The following is a 25,686-nucleotide window of genomic DNA, read 5'->3' on the forward strand; positions in this document are numbered from 1 at the left end:
TTGTGGTCAGCCGACCACGTGGTAGCCGGCGTCGATGTAGGTGGTGTTGCCGGTGATGGTCCTGGCCCGGTCACTGACCAGGAACGCCGCAGCGGCACCGACGTCATCGATGTCTGCCAGGTTGTCCTGGGGTGCACGCTGCCGGGCGCGCTCCAGGAGGTCGTCGAAGCGCTGGATGCCGGACGCGGCACGGGTCTTCAGCGGGCCGGGCGAGAGCGCGTGCACGCGGATGCCCTGGGGGCCGAGCTCTGCGGCGGCGTAACGCACGCTGGCTTCCAGGGCGGCTTTCACGGGCCCCATGAGGTTGTAGTCTTCCACCACCTTTTCCGCACCGTAGAAGCTGACGGTGAGCAGGGCGCCGCCTCTGGGCATGAGGGGCTCGGCCATGTGTGCCATGCGCAGGAAGCTGTGGCAGGAGACGTCCATGGCCTGGAGGAAGCCGGCCTGGCTGCTGTCCACCACGCGGGCGTGCAGGTCGTCTCTGGGGGCGAAGGCGATGGAGTGCAGCAGGAAGTCGAGCTGGCCCCATTCGGCTTCGATGGTTTCGAATACGGATTCCAGCTGACCGGGCTCGCGGACGTCGCAGGGCATGAACAGGCTGGCGTGCACGCGCTCGGCCAGGGGGCGGACCCACGGCAGGGCCTTGTCGTTGACGTAGGTCATTGCCAGTTCGGCGCCCAGTTCGTGGAAGGCCCTGGCACAGGCCCAGGCGATGGAATCCTCGTTGGCGACGCCGACGACGAGGCCGCGCTTGCCTTTCAATGAGAGGAAATCGGACATTGCTGTTTCTGACCCCACTGTTGAAGGTGCCTTCGATCCGGGGCACCGAGGGCGGGACGACACTTCCGGGGACGCTGTGAATACATCCATGTACGCTTGGCGCTGGCCATCCATGGCCAGCGACACCCCGGAAGTGTCGTCCCGCCCTCGGTGCTCCCTGGGAATTCAAGCCGACCATCGCAGAATATGCTGCGCTGCACCGTAACGCATCCCAGCTTAACGCGTACTGCCAACATCCTCTTGATCTGAGTCATCCGGGCGGCGCTGTTCCCGAGCGCGCTCGACCGGCTCCACCTGCCGCACGGGGAAAGGCTCCGTGGCGCTGCCGGCGTACAGGCTCACGTGCGGGAACGGAATCTGGATGCCGGCGGCGTCGAAGGCCTTTTTCACTTCCATGGGCAGGCCGTTGCGCAGCTCTATGAAGTTCTCCCGAAGGGTCCACACGGAGTACTGGAGTTCGATGCCGGAGTCGCCGAAGGCCAGGAAGAACAGCTGCGGTTTGGGCTCTTCCAGGGACAGCGGGTTGGCGTCGCTGACGGCCTCCAGGGTGTTTTTTACCCGGTCCAGGTCTTCCTTGTAGGCAACACTGACTTTCATGTCGAAGCGCCGGATGGGGAAGCGCGAGAAGTTGGTGACCTGGGCTTTGACCAGGGTCTCGTTGGGCACGCGCACGAACAGGTTGTCCCGGGTGCGCAGCTTCACCGACAGCAGATCGATGGCCAGGACTTCACCGACGGTGTCGCCGATCTGAACAAAATCGCCGATCTGGAACGGGCGTTCGGCGATCAGGAACAGGCCGCTGATGAGGTTGGAGGCGGAGGTCTGGGAGGCGAAGCCGATGGCCACGGTGAGGATGCCCGCCGCGCCCAGCAGCACGCCGAGACGGAAACCCAGCTGGTGGAGCGCCGAGGCGACCACCAGGCCGAGGATGACGTAGAACACCACCCGGCGGAGGATGATGGTCTGGTGGACGTCCAGCCGCAGGGCCAGCAGACGGCCGGCCGCGCGGGCCACGAGCCGCGCCAGCAACCAGCCCACGAACAGGATGATGGCCGCCTGCAGCCAGCCGGCCCAGTTGACGCCCAGCAGTTGGTTCCAGAGGCCAGTGCCCAGCTCACCCACGATCTGTCTCCACGATTACCCGGCCACGATTCGTTGTCATTGCGAGCATTCCTCAGAACAGCGCGCTGAACGCCCGCACCAGGGTATTGCGCTGCGGTGTCTCCCGCGGTTCGGCGATTTTCTCCGCGTGGCCCGCCTCCGATGGTGCTCCGTTGCCCAATGCCAGGTCCGCCATGCCGCCGCTGGCCTGCCGTGTCAGGGTCACGTCCTGGGTCCAGAAGCGACCGTCGCCATCACGATACAGGCTGAGCACGGACACCGGCAGCCGCACCTTCTCCAGGAGCAGCGTGGTATCGGCCCGGTTGCGAATGGCCAGGGGCGTGATTGCCCGGCAGGGCAGATGCGGGTGGTCGGCCAGGTTCAGTCGGCAACGGCTGCGGGTGCCATAGCAGAGCACGCCCTCCCGGGTGTTATCCCCGAACCAGGTGTCCGACAGGCGGAAGCTGGGGAACTCCAGCAGCGAGCGCGCCGGTTCCCCAACCCCGATGTTCACCCACAGGGGGTAGCTGAGGTAGAGCCGCACCGCCTCGCCGGAGGGAATGCTCAGCGGCGTCATTGGGCGTGAGACAATGCCGCGGTCCGGCAGACGCACGCCGATCTGAACTACACTGCTGTCTCCGGAGACGACGAACCGCTGCTCGGAACGGTCTTCGGGCTCATTGCGCTGCTCTTGCCGCTCCTCCAGCGTGACCTGGTCGTCGTACAAGTCGCCCTTGCTCTGGTGGCGGATCAGCCATTCCTGCCGGCTCCGGTGGACCGTCAAGGACAACGGGCCCACCGTCAGTGCCAGCGTGTGATCCACCGGCACGGTGAAATCACCCACCCAGGCATCCGGCCTCAGCCGCTCCACCGGGGTCATTGCCCGGCCTCCTCCCGCTGGATCCGGGAAGGCACCATCAACGTGGCTTCGCCGGTGACCACGCGCTTGTCGGCAACGCGGCACTCGGTACGCAGGGTCACGATGTGCTTCTCGGGCATGAGCTCGGTGACTTCCGCACGGGAGACAACGCGATCGCCGATACGTACTGGAGCGCGGAAACGGAAGGACTGCTCCAGGTAGATCGCTCCCGGCCCGGGCAACTGCATGCCGAGCACGGCGGAGATATAGGCACCGCTGAGCAGGCCGTGGGCGATGCGCCCCTGGAAGCGGGTGCCGGCGGCGAACTCCTCGTCCATGTGCACGGGGTTGAAGTCGGTGCTGACCCCGGCGAAATTGGCAAGGTCCGCCTCGGTGACCGTCTTGCCGAAGGAGGCGCTCATGCCCACTTCCAGTTCTTCGAAACAGTAACCCTGATACAAGAGAGATCCTCCCGTCGTCTGCGAGTGCGTGCCTGAGTGCGTCAGCCTACCGTGATCGTTGTCGCAGTGCGAAAACCGCTACCCTTCCTCGGCATCCTGCAGCAGTCGCATGGGCGAGACGCGGTACAGCCGCCGGGTCGCGAGCAGCCCCGCCAGGGCGACGACCACGGCCCCCACCAGCGCACCGATCAACGGGAACCACGGGTTGAAGGCGTAATCCAGCTCGAACAACTGGCGACCGATCACCACGCCGGCAATGGTCGCGGCGGCGCCTGCCAGCAGCCCGGCCACACCGCCCAGCAGGAGGAACTCGACCCCCGCCAGGCGCCGGATCAGGGCGCGCCGAGCGCCCATGGACCGCAGCAGCGCACTCTCGAACTGGCGCTCCTCGCGGGTGACCTGCAACGCCGCCAGCAGCACCACCAGCCCCGAGAGCAGGGTCAGGAAGGCCATCAGTTCCACCACCCGGGCGCCCTGCTCCATGATCCCGCGCACGGTGTCGAGGATGGCGTTGACGTCGATCAGGGTCACACTGGGAAACTCCCGCACTAGCTGCCCCACCAGCGCGGACTGCTCGGAGGGCAGGTAGAAGCTGGTGATGTAGGTGGCCGGGGCGTCGTCCAGCAGGCCCGGGGCCGCCGCGGCGAAAAAGTTGACGTTGAAGCTGTCCCATTGGACGGCGCGGACGTTGGTGATGGGTGCGCTGTAGCGCTGGCCGGCCACCTCGAAGTGCAGCACGTCGCCCACGCCCACCCCCAGGCGCTCCGCCATTTCCTCCTCCAGGGAGAACTGCTCGGCGTCACCGGTGTCGGCGTTCCAGAACTCGCCGGCAACCACGCGGTTGTCCTCCGGCAGATGCTCCAGCCAGGAGAGGTTGAACTCCCGGCCCACCAGGCGCTGGGTGCGCGGCTCATCGAAGTCCGACGGACTGATGTCACGGTCGTTGATGCCCACGAGACGGCCGCGGACCATGGGGTAGACGCTGCTCTCGAGGCCGGCGTCGTCCAGCCTGGCCGCCAGATCGTCCACCTCTTCGGGCTGGATGTTGATCAGGAAGTAGTTGGCGGCATCCTCCGGGACGCCCTCCTGCCAGGTGGCCAGCAGGTCGTTGCGCACCAGGGTAAGCAGCAGCAGCGCCGTGAGCCCCAGCCCCAGGGCCATGATCTGGATGGAAGCAGTCCAGGGGCGACGCACCAGCCCGGAGAGCAGCAGCGAGGCGCTGCCGCGCCGGCCCCGGCCCATGCGCAACAAGGCGATCACGGCGGCGGCCGCCAGGCCCAGGGCGGCCAGCGCCCCTAGCACGGCGCCGAAGACGTAGACGCTCAGCACCAGGTCGCCGGCCTGCCACCACATCAGGCCGAACACCGCCAGTAGCGCGACCACGTAGACGCCGGCGCCCCGGTAGACGTGATCCCCCAGATCCCGCCGCAACACCCGCAACGGCGGGACGCGCTTGAGACGCAGCACCGTGGGTATGGCGAAACCGAGCAGGATCACCTGAGCGGTGAGCAGGCCGATGACACCCGGGCGCCACGAGGGAGCGGGCAGATCCGGCAGGTATTCGGCCACCAGCGCCAGCATCAGCAAATGCACCAGGTAACCGAGTACCGTCCCCGCAAGCCCAGCAAACAGGCCCAGCCAGGCCATTTTCCAGGTGAGCATGGCCACGATCTGGCGCTGGGTGGCGCCCAGGCAGCGCATCACCGCCACGCGATCCAGATGACGGGCGGCGTAGCGGCGGATGGTCAGCAGCATGGCCACACCGCCGACGATCACCGTCAGCAGTGCACTCAGGCCGAGGAAGCGCTCAGCCACCTCCATGGCCTGCGCCACCCCGGGCTGTTCCTGGCCGGGTGCCTCCAGCGCGGCGTCATCACTGAGTTCCGGCTCGACCTGCCGCGCCCATGCACTGACGGCGTCGGCATCGCCGGCCACCAGCAGCCGGTGGCGCACGCGACTGGCCTCCTGCAGCAGTTCGGTCCCGGCAACATCATCCAGGTGCATCATCACCCGTGGGGCCAGGCTCTGAAAGCCACCGCCGCGGTCGGGCTCCAGGAACAGGACCTGACCGATGGTCAGGGTCGAGGCGCCCAGCTCAATGGTGTCGCCGGGCTCCAGCTCGAGTTGCAGCAGCACCCTGGGCTCCACCCAGACCTCCCCGGAGGACGGAACCCCCTCTGCCGGCTGGCGCTGGGCATCGGCGTCGGGTCCGATTTCCAGTTCACCGCGCAGGGGGTAGGCCCCGCCCACGGCCTTGACCGCGGTGAGCAGAGTGTCGTCGCCGGACAGGATGACACTGGTGAACTCCAGGGTCCGCGTGGTTTCCAGGCCCAGGTCCAGGGCGCGGCTTTCCAGTGCCGTGGGTATTTCCGCGGTACTGGAGATGGCACGGTCCGCACCCAGCAGTTCCGAGGCCCGGCCTTCGGTGCCGGCGGCTACCCGATCCGCCAGCCAGGCAACGGCGGTGATGGCAGTGACGGCGAGCACGACCGCGGTGGCCAGCAGACGCAGCTCGCCGGCGCGCCAGTCCCGTTGGAGCAACCGCAAGCCCTGGCGCATGGCCCTCATGCCGCCACCAGCTGGCCGCCGTCCAGATGGAGTACCCGCTGGCAGCGCTGAGCCAGGGCCGGGTCATGGGTGACCACCACCAGGGTCGTACCCTGAGCGCTGTTGAGCTCGAACAGCAGGTCCTGGATGCGCTCGCCGGTGGCACGGTCCAGATTGCCCGTGGGTTCGTCGGCAAACAACAGCCTGGGGGCGCTGACGAATGCGCGGGCGATGGCCACGCGCTGCTGCTCACCACCGGAGAGCTGTTTGGGATAATGGCCGGTGCGGTCCTGCAGCCCGACACGCTCCAGAGCGCGATGCGCGGCGCCCTCGGCATCCGGGCGCTCGGTCAGCTCCAGGGGCATCATCACGTTCTCCAGGGCAGTGAGGCCGCCCAGCAGATGGAACGCCTGGAACACGAAACCGATCTGCTCGCCACGGACACGGGCCCGCTGATCCTCATCCAGCGCCGTCAGCTCGGAGTCGCCCACGTAGACGCGGCCCTCGGTGGGCACGTCAAGCCCCGCCAGCAGGCCCAGCAGGGTGGACTTCCCCGAGCCCGATGCCCCCAGAATGGCGAGCGTTTCACCGCCATCAATGGCAAGATTGATGTCCTGAAACAGGCGAATGACACCTTCGGGACCCTGAAACACCATGCCCAGATTTTCGGTTCGCAAGACGTTGCCCGGCTGCTGGTCCACCATGCGTTGCACGCTCCTGATTCGGTTCAGTGTTGCGATACTGCTGCTGTTGTTGCTGACCCCGGTGCAGGCCGGGGAACGGACCATCCTGGTGCTGGGCGACAGCCTCAGCGCCGCCTACGGCATGGATCGGGACCAGGGCTGGGTGGCCCTGCTGGACCAGCGCATGCGCCAGGAGGGCTACGACTGGCGCGCCGCCAACGCCAGCACCAGCGGCGACACCACGCGCAACGGCCTCAGCCGGCTGCCCCGGGCGCTGGAACAGCACGAACCGGCCATCGTCGTCATTGCCCTGGGCGGTAACGACGGCCTCCGCGGCGTCAGCCCCGGGGAGATCGAGAACAATCTCCAGCGCATGGTCGATACGGCCCGGGAGAGCAGCGCCCGGGTCCTGATCGCCGGCGTGCGCATCCCCCCGAACTACGGTCGCGCCTATACCGACCGTTTTGCCGACACCTTCGCCAATGTTGCCACGGAAAACGATCTGCCGCTCGTGCCCCGGATTCTCGACGGTGTCGCCGAGGATTCGTCGCTGATGCAGTACGACGGCATCCATCCCGGCGTCGAAGCGCAGGAGCGCATCCTGGACAACATCTGGTCGGAACTGAGACCAATGCTGGAGGAGTAAGGTTCCCGGCGCCGGTGGCACCCGATCGGCGGACCTGAAGGTCCGCCCTACGATGCTCACCCTGCGCGGGCTCTGGGAGATCGCGACTGACGTCGCTCCCACAATTTTAGGGTGGACCTTCAGGTCCACCATTCCGCGGTTCGACCAACCACCACGGTTCGCATGTCCCAGAAGGTGGACGTGAACGTCCACCCTACCCCTGGTCGTCGGTCATGACCTCCAGCAGCCGCGGCATGAGGCGGGAGAGCTCCAGGCTCATGATGGCGAAATCGCTGTCGAAGCGTTCGGCGTCGGTGTTGGTCTCGGTCTCGGCGCGTTCGTCCTGGACAGCGTCCAGGAAACGCAGGCGCTTGAGGCTCATGTCGGCGTCCAGGACGAAGCTGACCCGGTCCTGCCAGGTCAGCGCCAGCCGGGAGACGCGCTTGCCGGCCTTGAGGTGGTTCTTGACCTCGGCCGACGACAGATCAAGGCGCTTGCAGCGCACTTCGCCGCCTTCCAGTTCCGGATCCACCAGCACGCACTCGTCGCCCAGTGCGAAATCCGACGGCGGTGCATCCCGGGTGAGCCAGCGGGTCATCACCGCCTGGGGGGCAGTGTCCGCCTCCGGCGGCTGCACCGGGAAAGTGCCTAGCACGTCACGCAGGCGCTCGGTGAACTCCTCGGCCTTTTTCCAGGTGGCGGCGTCCACCAGCAGCCAGCCGTTGCGGGTGTCGATATAGCCGAAGGTGCGCTTACTCCGGCTGAATGCGCGGGGCAGGAGGTCCAGAACGATCTCGTCCTTGAGACGGTCCTTTTCCTTCTTGCGCACCTTGCGGTCTTCCTGCGCCTCGATGGCCTGCACGCGCTCGTCCAGGCTCTCGCGGATGACGCCGGCGGGCAAAAGCTTGCTCTCCTCCTTGAGCGCCAGCATCAGGCACGGCCCGGTGGGATGCACCAGCTGGGTGGCGCCCTCGCCCAACGGCGGGCTGAAGCCGCCGGATTCCATGTCCAGCCGGCCGCAGGGTTCGAAGCCGTCGCGCGCCAGGCGCTCGTCCAGGCTCTCGGCGTCGTAGGGGAAGTCCTGTTCCAGGGTGTAGAGGCAGACGTTCTTGAACCACATTGCGGGGTGTTCCTTGTCGGTTTCGGATTGATGGTCCGGGCGGCTTCAGGCCACGTCGGCGTACCGTAGGGCGGACCTTCAGGTCCGCCGGAAAAAGACATGCAAGCCAAGGAGGGCCATCGAAGCTCGATCGGCGGACCTGAAGGTCCGCTCTACCGCTTCCTTTACATGCAGGCCGAAGCGGCTCGATGCGACGCAGTTTCGGTGCATCAAGATGCACCCTACGGTCTCCTACGGAGATTTAGATCCCAGTGTCCGTCAGGGCCGCGCGGGCGGCCAGGGCGCGGGTGCGGGCGTCGTCACGGTCGCTGCCGAAGGCGACCATGTGGCCCATTTTGCGGCCGGGCTTGGGTTCGCGCTTGCCGTACAGGTGCAGTTTCACCTGCGGATCCCGCAGGGCACGGGCCCAGTCCGGCTCGCCGGCGCTCCAGAGATCGCCCAGCAGGTTGACCATGGCCGCCGGGCGCAGCAGCTCGGTACTGCCCAGGGGCAGGCCGCAGGCGGCGCGCACCTGCTGCTCGAACTGACTGGTGACACTGGCATCGAAGCTGAAATGCCCGGAGTTGTGCGGCCGCGGCGCCAGCTCATTGACCAGGAGTTCGCCGTCGGCGCGGAGGAAGAATTCCACGCACAGCACACCCACCACGTCCAGGCTCTCCATGATTCCCCGCGCCACCTCCACGGCCCGCTCGCGCACCGGCTGGGTCACGGGGGCATCGGGCACGGAGACGTCCAGGATGTGGTTACTGTGGTCGTTGGCCACCACACCCCAGTGCGCAAACGCGCCGTCCAGCCCGCGGGCGGCGATCACGGAGACCTCGCAGTCGAAATCCACCAGGGTCTCCAGGACCGCCTCGCCGGAGCCGATGCTCTGCCAGGCGGCATCGATGTCGGCCTCCGTCCGGATCACGGCCTGCCCCTTGCCGTCGTAGCCGAAGCCGGCAGTCTTGAGCACGGCGGGCAGGCCCAGCTCGTCGATGGCCCCATCCAGCGCAGCGCGGTCGGGGATCTCCCGGAACGGCGTCACCGGGAAGCGGTTATCCCGGAGAAAGCGCTTCTCCCGCAGCCGGTGCTGGCAGACATGGAGCACCCGCCCCGCCGGTCGCACCGGGGCGTGGCGCTCCGCGCACTCGGTGGTGGCCGAGGGCACGTTCTCGAACTCGAAGGTCACCACGTCCACGGACTGGGCGAAGGCGGTGACGGCATCCAGGTCCTCGTAGGCGGCGGTGAACTCACGGTCCGCCAGGTGGCCGGTGGGCGTATCCGTATCCGGCGACAGGGTGTGCACGCGATAGCCCAGACGGCGGGCAGCGGAGGCCGCCATGCGCCCGAGCTGGCCGCTACCGAGAATGCCGATGGTGGCGCCGGGGAGAATCACCTGACTCACGGCAGGCTGTCCTCCCGCACCTTGCGCGCCTGATGCTCGCGGAAGGCGTGCAGGCGCTGGCGCAGATCCGGGCGGCTGTTGGCCAGAATGGACACGGCGAACAGCGCGGCATTGCGGGCGCCGGCAGTGCCGATGGCCAGCGTGCCCACGGGCACGCCGGCGGGCATCTGGACGATGGAATAGAGCGAATCCAGGCCCTTCATGGTCCGGCTTTCCACGGGCACGCCCAGCACCGGCAGCGTCGTCTGCGCCGCCACCATGCCCGGTAGATGCGCGGCCCCGCCGGCACCGGCAATGATCACCTCCAGTCCGCGCTGCTCCGCCTCGGCGGCGTACTCTGCCATCCATGCCGGCGTCCGGTGTGCGGAGACGATCCGGCACTCATGGGCGACGTGGAACTCGCTGAGGACCTCGTCGGCGTGGGCCATGGTGTCCCAGTCGGACTTGCTGCCCATGATCACGCCTACCAGGGGTTGCTGCGTCATAACGGTTATCCCCGGGAAAAACCCGGAATTCTACCACCGTTCCGTCGGCATCAGGGAGTGCAGGGTTGCCTGGCCGCCGTGAAGCGGCGAATGTCCTCCACCACCCCCGGCAGATCGTCCTGATGGGGCGAGTGTCCGGCGACGGCGTGAATGCGAAGCCGGGAATCCGGCGTGCGACGATGGACGTAGCGCGCCACCTCCATGCCGTAGAAACTGGCCGCGCCGTAGATCAGCAGTGTCGGCACCTGGACCTGCGGTAGCACATCGCGGTAGTCCTGCCAGGAAAAACTCTCCCAGGCGCGGATCCAGGGCGCCGGCTCCAGGGCTTCCAGACGCCGGCGCCGGGTCTCGCGGAACATGGCTTCAAGGCGGGCGGCGCCGCTGCCGGGCGCGACGCGTCGACCACGAGAGATGACGTCCATGGCAGCGGCGGGAAAATCCTGCCACATCCAGTCGATGAGGGCGCGGTTGCTCTCCGGCGGGAAGCCGCCTTCCAGCCCCAGCGCCCAGTCTTCGCCGGTGACCATGCGCGGGGTCTGGTCCACCAGGCAGAGAGTCGTGAGGTCACTGCAGCCATGGCGCCGAACATACTCCCAGCAGGTCAGCGCGCCCATGGAATGGCCCAGCACGCTGGGGCCCTGCGGCGCCAGCGCCGCCACCAGTGCCCGCAGGTCGTCCGCCATGGCGGCAATGGTGGGGTGGTCGTGGTGCCACGGCCGCGCCTCCCAGATGTAGCAGGTGTGCTGATCGGCGAGGCGCTGGATCACCGGCTGCCAGTCGGCGGGTGTCGCCAGCCAGCCCGGGACGATGATCAACGGCGGGCCGCTGCCGGTGCGCTGCACCGGCAGCGACAGACCATCAAGGCTTGTCAGTCGCTCCTGCTTCATGGGATGTTCTGACCGCGGAACGGGCCGTGGATTATGGGCAGCCCCCCGGGCAATCACAAGACATCGGTAATGTGACGCAGTTCACATTCGGCCCTGACAGCGAAGAGGACAATTGCCATTGGGCAAGTCTCCGGAGAATCCGCCATGGACATTAACAGCGCATTCAACTCGGCCTCCGCCGCTCTCCAGCGTGCGGATCAGGGCCTGCAGCGCAACGCGGAAACGGTGGCCCGCACCACCGCTGGTGTCTCGGAGGATGAAGACCTGAACACCGCCCTGGTGGAGTCCACCAGTAACGCGAACCTCGGTCGCGCCGCGGTAAACACCGTGAGCAGCATCGATGAAGCGATGGAAACCCTCGGGCAACTGGTGGATACCCGGGCCTGAAGCACGCCCTCGCACCTGGCCCCGCCCCCCGTCAGGAAGTCCTCAAGCAGCACTCCCGAGCTGGGCCGAGAACACCTGGAGCTGCTTGTCCTCGCGCTGGCAGCTCATGGCAATGTTGCGCAACTTGGATTCCGAGATGCCTCGCAGAATGCGGCCGCCAGGTGCTCCTTCGAAGCCGTGTCGGTACCAGTCGACACTGGCGCCGATCATGGCCGTCAGCCGCGACCACTCCCCGCGATAGTCGGGGTCGGCGTGATGGCTCACCGCGGTAATGATGGGCTCCGGCAACTCCCAGCGCCGCAGCACCGCTGCCCCCGATTGCAGGTGGTCAAAGCCGAGATGATCGATCTCCAGGGCCTCGATGCAATGCGCTCCGTCCGCGGCCTCTACCAGCACTCGATTCATTTCCTGCGGGAAGGTGTAGGCATTGGCCAGAACGCCGATATTGTGCACAAGCCCGGCCAGGTAGGAAGCAGGGGTCCCCGTTTCCAGCGGCACATAGTTTGCCAGCTTACTGGCACACATGGCGACATTCATGCTCGCGCACCAGAAACGCGCCTGGTCGAACGCCGGGCAGGCGTCGGCGCGGAACTGAGCGCTGAGAAGCGCGGTGGAGGCCAGCACCCGCACGCGATTGAGGCCCAGCCGCACGGCGGCGTCGTCGACGCTGTATATGGGCTGGTAGCCGGTGAAGAAGGCCGCATTGGCGGCCGCGACCACCCGTGCACTGGTCCCCGGATCCACCGCCAGCGCCCTGGCCACCTCGGCCAGGGGAGCATCCTTGTCGTTGACCACCGCCAGGATGTCCCGGACGAATCGGGGGAGCGTGGGCAGCTCTTCGAGTTTTTCCAGATCCTGCTCGGTCATTCTTGTCCTTGCAGCTTTTCCAGCCGTTCGATATGCCCCGACTCGTCATAGTAAAGACGAAAACGTCCGTGAACGCCGTCATGGTTCACAAAAGCGCGCAATCGACTGGCTGGAAACTGGATCCAGAGCCCGGTGTCACTCTGAACCACCACACGACTGCCGTGCCCGGCATAGTATGCGAGCATTTCGTCCCGGGAGACGTCGAGGTGAAAGTCAGCGACCGGCATGTCCTGCTGCCCCCTTCCTCGCCCCGGCGCGGCCGGTGACCGTCAGGCTTTCTCCTTGACGTAGCTGCCCGGGGCATCCTCGATGGGCTCGAGCTTACCGTCGCCGGGGGTACGGGCCGCGACCTGGCGGTCGTCCTGCTCCACCAGCCACTGATTCCACTCGGGCCACCAGGAACCGTCGTGGCGTTCGGCGGTGTCCAGCCACTCGGCAGCGGTGGGTGGCGTCTCGGGGCTGGTCCAGTAGCTGTACTTGGTCATGGACGGCGGATTGATGATGCCGGCGATGTGCCCGGCTCCACCCAGGATGAACCGGTTGGGCCCGTTCATCAGGTGCACGCCCCGGTAACAGGTGCGCCAGGGGGCGATATGATCCTCCCGCGCGGAGACGAAGCAGTGCGGCATATCGATGCGACGCAGATCGATGGGCACGCCCTCCAGCACGATGCCGCCCGGATCCTTGAGGCGGTTTTCCTGGTACATGTTGCGGAGATAGAAGGTCTGCATCTCCGCCGGCATGTTGGTGCAGTCCTGGTTCCAGTAAAGCAGGTCGAAGGGGAACGGGTCGTCGCCCTTGAGGTAGTTGTTGATGAAGAAGGACCAGATCAGATCGTTGGCGCGCAGGCTGGCCATGGTATTGGCCATGGCCGGGCCTTCCAGGAACCCCTGGCTGTCCATGCGCCGCTCGAGGTTGTCCAGCTGCTCCTCGTCGATGAAGATCTCCAGCTCCCCCGGGGCGTTGAAATCCAGCATTGCGGTGAAGAAGGTGATGGAGCGGATGCGCTCGTCCCCCTGCTCTGCCATGTAGGCAAGGGTCGCGCCCATCAGGGTGCCGCCGATGCAGTAGCCGACGCAGTTCACCTCGCGCTCGCCGGTGGCCTCTTCAATAGCGTCCAGCGCCGCCAGAGGCCCTTCGAACATGTAGTCGGCAAAGGTCTTGCCGGCGTACTCGCCGGTGGGGTTCTTCCAGGAGATCACGAACACCGTGTGCCCCTGGTCCACCATATAGCGGATCATGGAGTTGTGGGGCTGGAGATCGAGGATGTAGTACTTGTTCAACCACGGCGGCACGAACAGCAGCGGCCGCTTATAAGCCTTCTCCGTGGTCGGGGTGTACTGGATCAGCTGGATGAGATCGTTCTGGTAAATGACCTTTCCCGGGGTCACCGCCAGGTTCCGGCCCACCTCAAAGGCCTCGGTGTCCGACATGTTGATCCGCAACCGCCCCTGGCCGGCGGCCAGGTCATCCAGGAGATTGCGCAACCCCCGCAGCAGATTCTGCCCACCGGTGGACACCGTCTTCTGCAGCACCTCCGGATTGGTGGCGATGAAATTCGTGGGCGAGAGGGCATCCACGAACTGCCGGGTGTGGAAGTCCACCTTGCGGGCGGTGGCCTCGTCCAGACCGTCCACGTTGCGCACGGTGGAGTGGAGATAGTCCGCCGCAAGCAGGTAGGACTGCTTGATGAAATCGAAGATCGGGCTCTCGTCCCAGGCATCGTGGTCGAACCGCTTGTCGCCCCGGGGCGGGTGAATCACCGTGTCACCGGCCTGGCCCCAGAAGCGCATGGCGGTGTTGTTGGCGAGCTGCATGTAGTCCTGCCAGAACGCGATCTGCGCCTGCGCCAGCTCCACCGGATTCGCCGCCATGCGGCTGGCCAGCTGCTGGAACATGCCGGCCAGGTGCAGCGCGTCATCCACGTCGATCCGATACGCGGACTTCTCCCGGCTGACGAAGTCGTTGACCAGCTCCTGGCTGCGGGCAGTAATGTCCACCAAAGTCCGGGATAGCTCCTGGGGGTCCATGGAACCGGTTTGCAGGGTATATCGATCGATCATGGGACTCTCACCTCGGGAAACAGCCGCACCGGCGGCGTCGTTGTATCCTACGGCACAGGGGAGCCCCCCTCAACTGGAAAACCTCACACAGGGGAGGCACAAGATGCTGTTTTCTCGATACTTTAAAAAAAACCTGGAATGACCGAACAGTGTTACCTGGCCCCGATGAGCGGGGACACGGACACGCAGGCCCGGGAACTGGCACAGCGCTGGTCGCTGCCACTGGCCGGCCCCGGTCAGCCCGACGGACTCCGGCTGTGGGTGGGCGATGGGGCGGTGCAACTAGGCGACTCCCGGGCCGGGTCCCCGGGGCCGATCCGCGTGGACTTCCTGGAGCCCGCCTTCCTGCGGCGGCTGACCACGGCGGGCCCGACCCGGGAAGGCCTGGTGCGTGCCGTGGGTGCCCGCCGCGGGGCACGACCGGACGTCCTGGACGCCACCGCAGGACTCGGGCAGGACGCGGCGATTCTGGCCGCAGCCGGATGCCGGGTGACGCTGGTGGAGCGTTCACCGGTGGTCGCCGCCCTGCTGGAGGACGGGCTTCAGCGCGCCGGCCGCGACCCGCGCACCGCGGAGATCCGCGGACGCATGCAGCTGGTGGCCGCCGACAGTGCCACCTATCTACGCGGGTTGCCCGCACACCAGCGACCGGACATCGTCTATCTCGACCCCATGTATGCGGCCAGGCGCGGCGGGGGACGTTCGGGGAAATCCATGCAGCACCTGCAGGCGCTGCTGGGACACGGCGAGACCACGGCGACACTGCTCGACGCCGCGCTGAGCGCCGCCCGGCAACGGGTTGTCGTCAAACGTCAGCGGCGGGCGGCAGCGCTGGCGGAACCGGATCCGGACTTCTCCGTGCCGGGAGCCAGCACCCGCTTTGATGTTTACCTGGTCCCGGGCGCCGGTTCCCGGTAAGCCATCAGGGAATCGTCACAATCTGCAGGCTGCTGGCAACGATCTGGGTCCGGCGCGGCATGGTCAGGCCGCCCGGAGCAGGGCGAGGGTTGTGTCGAGCATGCGGCTCGAGAACCCCCATTCGTTGTCGTACCAGGCGCAGACCTTGATCTGACGACCGCCCTCGGTCACCCGGGTGAGGGAGGGGTCATAGGTCGAGGATGCCGGGTCGTGGTTGAAATCCGACGACACCAGCGGCTCGTCGCAGACCTTGAGTACTCCGGCCAGCGGGCCGTCGGCGGCGGCGCGAATGACTGCGTCCACCTCTCCGGCGTCCGTCGCACGGGAGGGCGTAAAGGTGAAGTCCACCAGCGACACGTTGATGGTGGGTACGCGCACGGCGAAGCCGTCCAGGCGCCCGGCGAGCTCCGGCAGGACCAGGCCCACCGCCGCCGCCGCGCCGGTCTGGGTGGGAATCATGGACTGGGTCGCTGACCGGGCCCGGCGCAGGTCCTTATGGTAGACATCGCTCAGGACCTGGTCATTGGTGTAGGAATGGATGGCGGTCATCAGGCCGTGCTCCACGCCCATGGCCTCGTGAAGGGGTTTGACCAGCGGCGCCAGACTGTTGGTGGTGCACGAGGCGTTGGAGATGACCCGGTGCCCGGACGTGAGCACACCGTCGTTGACCCCGTAGACGATGGTGGCATCCACGTCGCTGCCACCGGGGGCGGAAATCACCACCCGGCCGGCGCCGGCTTCCAGGTGGGCTCCGGCACCGGCACGGCTCGTGAACAGCCCCGTGCACTCCAGCACGGCGTCCACCTGCAGCTCCGCCCAGGGTAGCCTCGCCGGGTCCCGCTCCGCGCAGACCCGAATTCGGTCCTCCTCCACCAGCAGGGCGTCACCATCCACCGCCACGGTGCCGGGGAAAGGCCCATGCACCGTATCCCGGCGCAGCAGGTGGGCGTTGGTGGAGGCATCGCCCAGATCGTTGATCGCGACGATCTCGAGGTCGTCCCGCCGTTCCTGCTCGTACAGGGCGCGCAGGGCATTGCGGCCGATCCGGCCGAAGCCGTTGATGGCAACTCTGTAACTCATCGTTCTCCTCCGTGTGGTCCGTCGGTGGCCCCGGCTTGAAGCGCATGCCGTCCATCGTCGACGGCGCGCGGGCGCGGCGGACACTGGTTCGGTACCATGGGTGAATGCTCGCCTTCATGGTGTTTTCGTTATTAAGCGAAAGTCAATACAACTGAACACAAACGAATACAACCAGTCAATTACGAAGAGGGGCCGATGGATGATCTGACACCCAGGCAGGAACGCATCATGCAGCGCGTCCGTCAGGACGGCTTCGTGGCCATCGACGGCCTTGCCGAGCAGTTCGAGGTGACACCGCAGACCATTCGGCGGGACGTCAACCAACTGTGCGCGACTGGGTTGCTGCGCCGGCATCACGGCGGTGCAGGCCTGCCCTCCAGCGTGGAGAACGTTGCCTACCGCGCACGCAAGGTCATGCAGTTGGATGCCAAACAGCGCATCGCTCGGGCGCTGGCAGCGGAAATCCCGGATCAGGCGTCCCTGTTCGTCACGCTGGGCACCACCAACGAGGAGGTGGCCCGGGCCCTGCTGCAGCATGACGGGCTGCGCATCATCACCAACAACCTGAACGTGGCCACCATCCTGACCAACAACCCCACCTTCGAGATCATTCTTGCGGGCGGCGTGGTTCGCCCCCGCGATCGCGGCATCACCGGCGAGGCCACCATCGATTTCATGCGGCAGTTCCGCGTGGACTTCGGCATCACGGGCATCTCCGGCATCGACGCCGACGGCACGCTGCTCGATTTCGATTACCGCGAAGTCCGGGTGGTTCAGGCGATCATGGCCCAGGCACGTCAGTTCTGGCTGGCCACCGATCACAGCAAGTTCGGCCGCAACGCCATGGTGGAACTGGGCCACCTGCGCGAGCTGGACGCCCTGTTTACGGACCGGGAGCCGCCGGAAGCGTGGCAGGGCCAGCTGCGCGACGCCGGCGTACGCGTTGTGGTGGCCGACCAGCAGTAACCCCTCCCTACCGGTGAACCCGACCCGATTTGCCAGACCGGGTTGCACTTCATTTCTGTCGTGCTATGTTCGTTTTTAGTTGAAACTGAAAACCGATGAACATCATGACAACAGAAAACGCAACATACGACCTGGTGGTCGTTGGCGGAGGCATCAACGGCGCCGGTATCGCACGGGATGCGGCAGGACGCGGCCTGCGCGTGCTGCTTTGCGAGCGCGACGATCTTGCCGCGCACACGTCCTCCGCCAGCACCAAACTGATCCACGGCGGGCTGCGCTACCTCGAATACTACGAGTTCGGGTTGGTGCGAAAGGCACTGCGGGAGCGCGAGGTGCTCCTGCGCGCAGCCCCACACATCATCTGGCCCATGCGCTTTGTCATGCCCCACACCCGGAACCTGCGGCCGCGCTGGATGATCCGTACGGGCCTGTTCCTGTACGACCACTTGGGCGGACGTTCCAGCCTGGCGCGCTCGGGGGCCATCAAGTTGCAGGCACACGACGCGGGCAAGGCTCTGCATGGGGACTTCCGCGACGGCTACATCTACTCGGATTGCTGGGTGCAGGACTCCCGCCTGGTCACCCTGAACGCCCTGGATGCCGCCGAGCGCGGTGCGGACATCCGGCCGCGCACGAGCTGCACCGGGGCGCGTCGTGCCGGCGACCGCTGGCACGTGGAACTGCGCGACGAAACCAGCGGCGACACGACGAACCTGACCGCCAGGGCGCTGGTGAACGCCGCGGGCCCCTGGGTGAGCAGCTTCCTGCAGTCCATCACCGGTGAGCAGCAGCGGCAGGGAGACAAGCAGGTACGCCTGGTCAAGGGCAGTCACCTGGTGGTGCCCCGGCTGTTCGACCACGATCAGGCCTACCTGCTCCAGAATCCGGACGGTCGCGTGGTCTTCGTCATCCCGTACGAGCATGACTACACCCTGATCGGCACCACCGATGAACTTTTCGCTGGCGACCCGGGGAAGATCGCGATCTCGGCGGAGGAAACCACCTATCTCTGCGAAACCGTGGGCCGTTACTTCCGCCGCACCGTGACCCCGGACGATGTGGTCTGGAGTTATGCCGGCGTACGCCCCCTCTATGATGACCACGCCGCGGAAGCCTCCGCGGTGACGCGGGACTATGTGCTCGATCTCGACACCCGGGATGGCGAGGCCCCGCTGCTGTCGGTGTTCGGCGGCAAGATCACCACCTATCGCACACTGGCCGAGGACGTGCTTGCGCAGCTGGCCGCCCCGCTGGGCATCACGGACAGGCGCTGGACCGCCGCCACCACGCTGCCCGGCGGCGACATTCCCGATGCGGATTTCGACGCCTGGCTGCCGACGCTGGCGCAGAGGTACCCCTTCATCCCCGAGGGTCTGCTCTGGCGGTATGCCCGCAACTACGGCACCCGTATTCACACACTGCTCGGCGACGCCCGCTCCCTGGACGACCTGGGGGCGCACCTGGGCGACGGCATCTACGCCGCGGAACTGGAGTACCTGGTCCGCTACGAGTGGGCCCGAACCGCGGAGGACGTTCTCTGGCGACGTTCCCGCATGGGCCTGCACATCACCGAGGACACCGGGTGCACGCTCCACGCCTGGTTCGCGCATCGCACCGAACACCCCCCTGCGGCGCGAAGAAGTGCGAGCGGCTGACACACCCTGCAGCGAACAACCCGGAGGCGGCGCGACAACCAACGACGGGCCAGATAGCCCACGCGTCGGACTCCGGGATCACAATAAAACGGAGGAGAAGAGACGATGACACCTTTCATCGGCGAGATCATAGGGACGATGATCCTGATCATTTTCGGCGGCGGCGTGGTCGCCGGCGTGGTGCTGAACCACTCCAAGGCCCAGGCCGGCGGCTGGATCGTGATCACGGCAGGCTGGGGCATGGCAGTGGCATTGGCCATCTACGCCGTCGGCGACATCAGTGGCGCCCACATCAATCCGGCCGTCACCGTGGGGCTGGCCGCCATTGGCGCATTCCCCTGGGCAGACGTGCCCGCCTACATCCTCGCGCAGATGATCGGCGCCTTCATCGGCGCCTGCGTGGTCTTCCTGGCCTACTATCCGCACTGGGCCGCCACGGAGGACCAAGGAGCCAAGCTGGCGGTGTTCAGCACCGATCCGGCCATTCCGCACACGCCGGGCAACCTGCTCTCAGAGATCATCGGCACGTTCGTGCTGGTACTGGGCATCCTGTTCATCGGCGCCAACGAGTTCACCGAAGGACTCAACCCGCTGATCATCGGGCTGCTGATCTTCGCCATCGGCCTGTCCCTGGGTGGACCCACCGGCTACGCCATCAACCCCGCCCGGGACCTGGGGCCGCGTATTGCCCACTTCGTCCTGCCAATCGCCGGCAAGGGTGATTCCAACTGGCAGTACGCCTGGATTCCGGTCATCGGCCCGCTGATCGGCGGGACCGCGGGAGGCCTCTTCTACGCCTTCGTGTTCGAGGCAGCCAGCCCCACCGCCATGCTGATCGCACTGGGGATTCTTGCAGCCTGCGTGGTGGCAGCATTCACCGGCCTGCAGCACGCCCCGGCGGTGAGCGTCCGGAACGCGGCGGAGGAACACGATCCGGGCGCCTGAGCGCCCCGGAACCACCACAACGTCAGTACAGACCAATCAAGACAAGGTTCGGAGGAGTTGCACCATGGAAAAGCCCTACATCCTGGCATTCGACCAGGGAACCACGAGCTGCCGCGCCATTCTGTTCGACCGTGACGCCAATATCGTCGGGATCGCCCAGAAGGAGTTCAACCAGTACTACCCGGAGCCCGGCTGGGTGGAACACGACGCCATGGAGATCTGGGGCGCCCAGATGGGCGTGGCTCGGGAAGTTCTGGAGACAAACGGCATCAAGCCCTCCCAGGTCGCCGGTATCGGCATTACCAACCAGCGCGAGACGACGGTGGTGTGGGACAGAGAGACCGGCAAGCCGGTACACAACGCCATCGTCTGGCAGGACCGTCGTACCGCGCCCCTGTGCGACGAACTTAAGGCGCGCGACCTGGAGGAAACCATCCGCAGCACGACGGGCCTGGTGGTGGACGCATACTTCTCAGGCACCAAGATCCGCTGGATCATGGACAACGTGCCCGGCGTGCGTGAACGCGCCGAGCGCGGCGAGCTGCTGTTCGGCACCATGGATACCTGGCTGGTGTGGAACCTCACCCGCGGCGAACGGCATGTCACCGACTACAGCAACGCCTCCCGCACCCTGCTGTACAACATCCACACCCTGGAGTGGGACGAGCGGATGCTGCAGGAGCTGGACATCCCCCGGTCCATGCTGCCGGAGGTCCGCCCCTCCAGCGAGGTCTATGGCACCACCGGCAAGGAGATGTTCGGAGGCGCCCAGGTCCCCATTGCCGGCATCGCGGGGGATCAGCAGTCGGCGTTGTTCGGCCAGACCTGTTTCGAGAAGGGCATGGTCAAGAACACCTACGGCACCGGCTGCTTTCTGCTGATGAATACCGGCGAGACCCCAGTACCCTCCCAGTCAGGCCTGCTGACCACCATCGCCTGGGGGCTGGACGGCAAGGTGGAGTACGCCCTGGAGGGGGCGATCTTCATCGCGGGGGCGGCGGTGCAGTGGCTGCGCGACGAGCTCAAGCTCATCGACTCGGCGGAGGACTCCGAGTACTACGCCGGCAAGGTTCCGGATTCGGGCGGCGTGTACGTGGTGCCCGCGTTCGCCGGCCTGGGCGCACCTTACTGGGACATGTACGCCCGCGGCGCCATCTTCGGCCTCACCCGGGGCACCCGCAAGGAGCACATCACCCGCGCCACGCTGGACTCCCTGGCCTATCAGACCAAGGACGTCATCGACGCCATGCAGGCGGACTCCGGGATCACCCTGAAGGCCTTGCGGGTTGATGGTGGCGCGGTTGCCAACAACGTCATGATGCAGTTCCAGGCTGACATGCTGGGCGTCAGTGTGGAGCGACCCCGGGTAACCGAGAGCACGGCCCTGGGTGCCGCCTATCTGGCGGGCATCGCCGTCGGCATGTGGACCAAGGACGAGGTGGTCAACAAGGGCGCCCTGGATCGTACGTTCACCCCGGACATGGACCCGGCCGTCAGAGAGCAGCGCTACAGGGGCTGGAAGAAGGCCGTGCGGCGCACCATGCACTGGGACAAGGACGAGGACTGACCGCTGCGTCCCACCGGCACGGCGAGACGCCGTGCCGGTCTTGCATTCCCTTTAGCCGGGAAACGCCGGCCTTCCATGCACAGAAGTTCGACATTTCCAATACAATACGGGAGCATCACGACCAGGCCCGTGATTGTCCGATGGGAGTCACGCCGCGGGCGCACGCAACCATGGCGACACGACCCTTGCAGCATGGCAGTCTGTGCCGGGTCTCCACGGGTTGCCCATCACCAGATTGAGCCGACACCCGGCAAGGACAATGGACACCATGCGCGACGACACCCAGGACCAGCCGGCAGCGCCGGACTCCGGAACCGACTCCACACAGCGGTTTCTCGACGATGTCCTGGACGGTCTCGCCAGGTCACCGGCGCAGCTCTGGCCGAAGTACTTCTACGACGAGGCGGGCTCGCAGCTGTTCGATCGCATCTGCGAACTGCCGGAGTACTACCCCACCCGCACGGAAATGGCCATTCTCGAGCGCTCCGGTCCGGCCCTCGGGGAGCGGCTCGGGCCCCGCGTGCTGCTGATCGAGCCGGGCAGCGGCAGCAGCGCCAAGGTCGGACTGGTCCTGCAGCATCTGCAGTCACCGGCAGGCTACGTGCCGGTGGAGATCTCCGGCGAGCACATGCATGCGAGCCTGGGGCCCCTGCGCGAACAGTTCCCGGCGCTGCCCGTTCACCCGGTGTGCGCGGACTTCACACAACCGTTCTCGCTGCCGGAAGGAATCCCGGAGCACCGCAGCGCGGTGATCTTCTTCCCGGGATCCACCATCGGCAACTTCCCGCCGGAGGAGGCGGCACGCCTTCTGGGCCGCTTCCGCGGACTGCTAGACACGCACGGCGGGCTCTTGCTGGGCGTGGACCGGCGCAAGGACGCGGAGATCCTCAAAGCCGCCTACAACGACGCCGCCGGAGTCACCGCCGAGTTCAACCTCAACCTGCTCAGGCGCATGCAACGGGAACTCGGCGCCAAACTGGACCCGAAGGGTTTTCGTCATCAGGCCGTCTGGAACGACGCCGAAAGCCGCATCGAGATGCACCTTGTCAGCCAGGGCCGACAGCACATTGCCGTTGGCGGGCGCAGCTTTCAGTTTGATCCTGACGACCGTATCGTCACCGAATACAGCTACAAGTACTCCGACGGCGGCATCCGTGACGTTGCCGCCCGGGCCGGTTTCGATGTCACGGATGGCTGGACCGATGAACGGCGCTGGTTCAACGTGCTCTACCTCACCCCGTCGACGGTGTAAGGCTACGGCGCGTGGTGCCCGAGCACTCAGGGCAGGATGACGCTGGCCAGACGGTGGCTGGCATGGACGGTTGCCGCGGCCGCTGGCTATGTGTCTGGGGCAACGTGAACCAACCGGGCCAGGTGCGTGCCGCGCTCCTGGACCAGCTCAGCGACCTGGACACGCTGGTTCCGCAGCCAGTGGTCGTCGGCGTGGACATCCCCATGGGCCTGTCGGACACCGGGCCGCGAGACTGCGACCGGGCGGCGCGCGCTGCCCTCGGGCGCCCCCGGGGCAGCAGCGTTTTCCCCGCCCCGCTGCGTTGCATGATCGACGCTGAAGACTACCCGGAGGCCTGCGCAATTGGCCGCGCCAAATGCGGCCGCGCACTCTCCCGCCAGGCCTGGAACATCGTGCCGCTGATCCGGGCAATGGACGGTTTCCTGCGGGAGCGGCGGGACTGGGCCGAGCGCATCCACGAGGTGCACCCGGAGGTGAGCTTCATGGTTTGGAACGGCGGTTCGCCCATGACCCACAACAAGAAGCGCTCCGCGGGTGACTGGGAGCGCGCCGCCCTCATTGAACAGAACCTCCCGGGAGCGCTGGCGGCAACGAAGCGCGCCCTGGCCGGGCAGCGGTACGCACCGGATGACCTGGTGGACGCCGTGGCGGCGTTCTGGAGTGCGGGACGGATTGCACGGGGGCAGGCCGTGTCGATGCCCGAGGCACCGGAAAGGGATGCGTACGGCCTGCCCATGGTGATCCGGGCGTAGGGAATCCATAGGGTGCATCTTGATGCACCCTACGAAGCGGCATGACGAGCCAACCATCCCGCCGTAGCGGACGTAGATACCGTGGGGGTGGGGACCATGAACCAAGAAAAACGGGGCCCGGGCACTGGTCCCGAGCCCCCAATCACTATGGCCGCATCGACTTACTTGGCGTCGTGGAAGCCCTTGCCTTCCTTCGCCAGCTGCTCCAGCAGCGGCGACGGCTTCCACTGCTCGCCGCCCTGTTCCTTGTAGAACTGGCTGACGCGATCATGGATCTCCTTGAGGCCCACCTGGTCGGCCCAGAACATGGTGCCGCCGCGGTAGACCGGGAAGCCGTAGCCATAGATCCACACGACGTCCACGTCCAGGGCGCGGGCGGCGATACCCTCTTCCAGGATCTTGGAGCCCTCGTTGACCATCACGTACATGCACCGCTCCAGGACTTCCTGGTCAGTCACCTGCCGCGGGGTGATGCCCTTGTCCTTGCGGTGCTGGTCGATGATCTCGGCGGTGACCGGATCCGGTTTCGGCGTACGGTCGCCTTCTTCGTACTTGTACACGCCCGCCTGGGTCTTCTGCCCGTAGCGGCCCTGTTCCGCCAGCTTGTCCAGCCAGCTCAGCTCTTGGGCATCCGGGTCACCGGCCTTGCGGCGCTCCAGGCGAATGCTGTAACCGATATCCAGGCCGGCCAGGTCGGACATGGCGAACGGCCCCATGGGGAAGCCGAAGTCGTAGAGGACCTTGTCCACCTGCTCGGGACTGGCACCGTCTTCCACCAGTGCCACGGCCTCCGCCTGGCGCTTGTGCAGCATGCGGTTGCCGACGAAGCCGTCGCACACGCCCACGCACACCGGCACTTTGCCAATCTTCTTGCCGACATCCATGATCGTGGCGACCACTTCATCGGACGTCTTCTCACCACGAACGTTCTCCAGCAGCTTCATGACGTTGGCCGGGCTGAAGAAGTGCATGCCACAGACGTCTTCCGGCCGGCTGGTGAACGAGGCAATCTTGTTGATATCCAGCGTGGAGGTGTTACTGGCGAGCACGGCGCCCTGCTTGCAGACACTGTCCAGGGTCTCAAAGACGTCCTGCTTGACGTTCATGCTCTCGAAGACGGCCTCGATGACCAGGTCCACGTCCTTGAAGTCGTTATAGTCGAGGGTGGAGCTCAGCAAGCCCATGCGCTTCTCCACATCGTCCATGGAGATGCGACCCTTCTTGGCGGTGCTCTCGTAGTTCTTGCGGATCACCGACAGGCCCTTGTCCAGTGCCTCCTGCTTGACCTCCTTGATGATCACCGGGATGCCGGCGTTGAGGAAGTTCATGGCGATGCCGCCGCCCATGGTGCCGGCGCCGACGATGCCGACCTTCTTGATCTCACGCTTGGGCGTGTCCTTGCTCACGCCGGGCACTTTGGTGACTTCCCGCTCGGCAAAGAACACGTGGCGCTGCGCTTTGGACTGGGGCGACTCCATGAGCTCCTGGAACAGTTCACGCTCGCGCTTGAGGCCGTCCTGGAAGGGCAGTTCCGCGGCGGCCTTGACGGCCTTGACGCAGTGGAAGGGGGCCAGGAAGCCGCGGGCCTTTTTCTGCAGCCCCTTCTCGAAGTCGTCGAACAGGCTGGCAGACTCGGGCTTGGCCTCCATGTCGCAGATGCGGCGGCGCGGGGCACCGTCAGCCACCAGCTTCTTGGCGTAGGCGATTGCCTCGGATTCCAGATCGTCACCGACGAGCGCGTCGATGATGCCCATCTCCTTGGCCTTCGGCGCCTTCACCGGGTTGCCCGCCGTGATCATCTCCAGGGCGGCCTGGGGGCCCACCAGCCGCGGCAGGCGCTGGGTACCGCCGGCACCGGGCAACAGACCCAGCTTGACTTCCGGCAGGCCCACGGCGCCGGACTTTACAGCCACGCGGTAGTCACAGCCAAGCGCCACTTCCAGGCCACCGCCCAGGGCAGTGCCATGAATGGCGGCGACCACGATCTTGTCGCTGTTCTCGTAGGCATCGATGACGTCCGGCAGGCTGGGTTCCTGGGGCGGCTTGCCGAACTCGCGGATGTCGGCGCCGGCGGGGAAGGTGTTGCCGCCGCCGATTACCACCAGCGCCTCGGCGCTGCTGTCGGCAAGGCCCTTCTCCAGACCTTCCTTCAGGCCCTGGCGCACGGCCTGGCCCAGGGCGTTGACGGGCGGGTTGTTGACGGTGATGACACCGACTCCGTCCTTGACTTCGTAACTGACTGCGTCGCTCATGGGGTCCTCCTGTTGCTTGTTACTGCGCCGTGCCGGCCGTTGGATCG

General features: G+C 66.3%; 24 protein-coding genes. 9 read left to right on the forward strand and 15 right to left on the reverse strand.

All coding sequences use genetic code 11. The features are described from left to right. Positions 1-6: 6 nt before the first annotated feature. The 6 genes from fabI to KU884_RS17215 all read right to left on the reverse strand — a co-directional run bounded on the left by fabI (position 7) and on the right by KU884_RS17215 (position 6,452). Positions 7-780: an enoyl-ACP reductase FabI gene (fabI, locus tag KU884_RS17190; protein WP_167783762.1), complete on the reverse strand. Its 774-nt coding sequence runs from the start codon at positions 778-780 to the stop codon at positions 7-9. A 216-nt stretch (positions 781-996) separates the two neighbouring features. After that, positions 997-1,902, reverse strand: coding sequence for a mechanosensitive ion channel family protein (locus KU884_RS17195; protein WP_167783763.1), 906 nt, complete (start codon positions 1,900-1,902; stop codon positions 997-999). 52 nt (positions 1,903-1,954) lie between these two features. Further along, positions 1,955-2,761, reverse strand: a complete 807-nt coding sequence (locus KU884_RS17200; protein WP_167783764.1) for a hypothetical protein — start codon at positions 2,759-2,761, stop codon at positions 1,955-1,957. Further along, complete coding sequence (locus KU884_RS17205; protein ID WP_254432101.1) at positions 2,758-3,201, reverse strand: MaoC family dehydratase; 444 nt, start codon at positions 3,199-3,201, stop codon at positions 2,758-2,760. The genes KU884_RS17200 and KU884_RS17205 overlap by 4 nt, the downstream gene beginning before the upstream one ends. Positions 3,202-3,279: 78 nt before the next feature. Next, a complete protein-coding gene (locus tag KU884_RS17210; RefSeq protein WP_254432102.1) occupies positions 3,280-5,760 on the reverse strand; it encodes an ABC transporter permease in 2,481 nt (826 codons plus the stop codon). 5 nt (positions 5,761-5,765) lie between these two features. Beyond that, complete coding sequence (locus KU884_RS17215; RefSeq protein ID WP_217351390.1) at positions 5,766-6,452, reverse strand: ABC transporter ATP-binding protein; 687 nt, start codon at positions 6,450-6,452, stop codon at positions 5,766-5,768. Between KU884_RS17215 and KU884_RS17220 the strand changes: the two genes are divergently transcribed. Further along, positions 6,451-7,077, forward strand: a complete 627-nt coding sequence (locus KU884_RS17220) for an arylesterase (protein ID WP_167783766.1) — start codon at positions 6,451-6,453, stop codon at positions 7,075-7,077. The genes KU884_RS17215 and KU884_RS17220 overlap by 2 nt on opposite strands. A gap of 193 nt (positions 7,078-7,270) precedes the next feature. On the opposite strand, the gene KU884_RS17225 is transcribed toward KU884_RS17220, so the two are convergent. The 4 genes from KU884_RS17225 to KU884_RS17240 form a co-directional block, all read right to left on the reverse strand. Further along, positions 7,271-8,176 (reverse strand): recombination-associated protein RdgC, encoded by a 906-nt coding sequence (locus KU884_RS17225; RefSeq protein ID WP_167783767.1) that lies wholly within the window; start codon positions 8,174-8,176, stop codon positions 7,271-7,273. A gap of 241 nt (positions 8,177-8,417) precedes the next feature. Further along, on the reverse strand, positions 8,418-9,563 hold the full coding sequence (locus KU884_RS17230) for a 5-(carboxyamino)imidazole ribonucleotide synthase (RefSeq protein WP_167783768.1): 1,146 nt from the start codon (positions 9,561-9,563) through the stop codon (positions 8,418-8,420). After that, positions 9,560-10,048: a 5-(carboxyamino)imidazole ribonucleotide mutase gene (gene purE / locus KU884_RS17235; protein ID WP_167783769.1), complete on the reverse strand. Its 489-nt coding sequence runs from the start codon at positions 10,046-10,048 to the stop codon at positions 9,560-9,562. Before purE ends, KU884_RS17230 begins: the two co-directional genes overlap by 4 nt. Before the next feature lie 50 nt (positions 10,049-10,098). Beyond that, the gene (locus KU884_RS17240) at positions 10,099-10,935 is read right to left on the reverse strand and encodes an alpha/beta fold hydrolase (protein WP_167783770.1); all 837 of its coding nucleotides are present in this window, start codon (positions 10,933-10,935) and stop codon (positions 10,099-10,101) included. A 144-nt stretch (positions 10,936-11,079) separates the two neighbouring features. On the opposite strand from KU884_RS17240, the gene KU884_RS17245 reads away from it, so the two are divergent. Next, positions 11,080-11,322, forward strand: a complete 243-nt coding sequence (locus KU884_RS17245) for a hypothetical protein (protein ID WP_167783771.1) — start codon at positions 11,080-11,082, stop codon at positions 11,320-11,322. 42 nt (positions 11,323-11,364) lie between these two features. Here the strand turns inward: KU884_RS17245 and KU884_RS17250 are convergent, their stop codons facing one another. From KU884_RS17250 to KU884_RS17260, 3 genes are read right to left on the reverse strand one after another with little or no spacing between them, the layout of a single operon-like run. Then, positions 11,365-12,189 (reverse strand): HDOD domain-containing protein, encoded by an 825-nt coding sequence (locus KU884_RS17250; protein WP_167783772.1) that lies wholly within the window; start codon positions 12,187-12,189, stop codon positions 11,365-11,367. Beyond that, complete coding sequence (locus tag KU884_RS17255; protein ID WP_167783773.1) at positions 12,186-12,416, reverse strand: DUF2835 family protein; 231 nt, start codon at positions 12,414-12,416, stop codon at positions 12,186-12,188. Before KU884_RS17255 ends, KU884_RS17250 begins: the two co-directional genes overlap by 4 nt. Positions 12,417-12,458: 42 nt before the next feature. Then, the gene (locus KU884_RS17260) at positions 12,459-14,252 is read right to left on the reverse strand and encodes an alpha/beta hydrolase (RefSeq protein ID WP_167783774.1); all 1,794 of its coding nucleotides are present in this window, start codon (positions 14,250-14,252) and stop codon (positions 12,459-12,461) included. A gap of 138 nt (positions 14,253-14,390) precedes the next feature. Here KU884_RS17260 and KU884_RS17265 point away from each other — a divergent pair, with 138 nt between their 5' ends. Further along, entirely contained in the window at positions 14,391-15,170 is a 780-nt protein-coding gene (locus KU884_RS17265) for a class I SAM-dependent methyltransferase (protein WP_167783775.1), read from the forward strand. A 63-nt stretch (positions 15,171-15,233) separates the two neighbouring features. Here KU884_RS17265 and gap read toward each other — a convergent pair whose 3' ends face one another. Beyond that, entirely contained in the window at positions 15,234-16,250 is a 1,017-nt protein-coding gene (gap, locus tag KU884_RS17270; RefSeq protein WP_167783776.1) for a type I glyceraldehyde-3-phosphate dehydrogenase, read from the reverse strand. Between the two features lie 195 nt (positions 16,251-16,445). Here gap and KU884_RS17275 point away from each other — a divergent pair, with 195 nt between their 5' ends. The 6 genes from KU884_RS17275 (at position 16,446) to KU884_RS17300 (ending at position 23,387) form a co-directional block, all read left to right on the forward strand. Beyond that, on the forward strand, positions 16,446-17,216 hold the full coding sequence (locus KU884_RS17275) for a DeoR/GlpR family DNA-binding transcription regulator (RefSeq protein WP_167783777.1): 771 nt from the start codon (positions 16,446-16,448) through the stop codon (positions 17,214-17,216). 104 nt (positions 17,217-17,320) lie between these two features. Further along, a complete protein-coding gene (gene glpD, locus KU884_RS17280) occupies positions 17,321-18,871 on the forward strand; it encodes a glycerol-3-phosphate dehydrogenase (protein WP_167783778.1) in 1,551 nt (516 codons plus the stop codon). Between the two features lie 105 nt (positions 18,872-18,976). Then, the gene (locus tag KU884_RS17285; protein WP_167783779.1) at positions 18,977-19,816 is read left to right on the forward strand and encodes an MIP/aquaporin family protein; all 840 of its coding nucleotides are present in this window, start codon (positions 18,977-18,979) and stop codon (positions 19,814-19,816) included. Between the two features lie 64 nt (positions 19,817-19,880). After that, on the forward strand, positions 19,881-21,383 hold the full coding sequence (glpK, locus tag KU884_RS17290; RefSeq protein ID WP_167783780.1) for a glycerol kinase GlpK: 1,503 nt from the start codon (positions 19,881-19,883) through the stop codon (positions 21,381-21,383). A gap of 268 nt (positions 21,384-21,651) precedes the next feature. Then, complete coding sequence (gene egtD, locus KU884_RS17295; protein WP_167783781.1) at positions 21,652-22,635, forward strand: L-histidine N(alpha)-methyltransferase; 984 nt, start codon at positions 21,652-21,654, stop codon at positions 22,633-22,635. Between the two features lie 104 nt (positions 22,636-22,739). Next, positions 22,740-23,387 (forward strand): DUF429 domain-containing protein, encoded by a 648-nt coding sequence (locus KU884_RS17300; protein ID WP_254432103.1) that lies wholly within the window; start codon positions 22,740-22,742, stop codon positions 23,385-23,387. Positions 23,388-23,548: 161 nt separating this feature from the next. Here the strand turns inward: KU884_RS17300 and KU884_RS17305 are convergent, their stop codons facing one another. Further along, complete coding sequence (locus KU884_RS17305; protein ID WP_167783783.1) at positions 23,549-25,639, reverse strand: 3-hydroxyacyl-CoA dehydrogenase NAD-binding domain-containing protein; 2,091 nt, start codon at positions 25,637-25,639, stop codon at positions 23,549-23,551. Positions 25,640-25,686: the final 47 nt, after the last annotated feature.

Source organism: Aquisalimonas sp. 2447, assembly GCF_012044895.1.
Classification (GTDB): domain Bacteria; phylum Pseudomonadota; class Gammaproteobacteria; order Nitrococcales; family Aquisalimonadaceae; genus Aquisalimonas.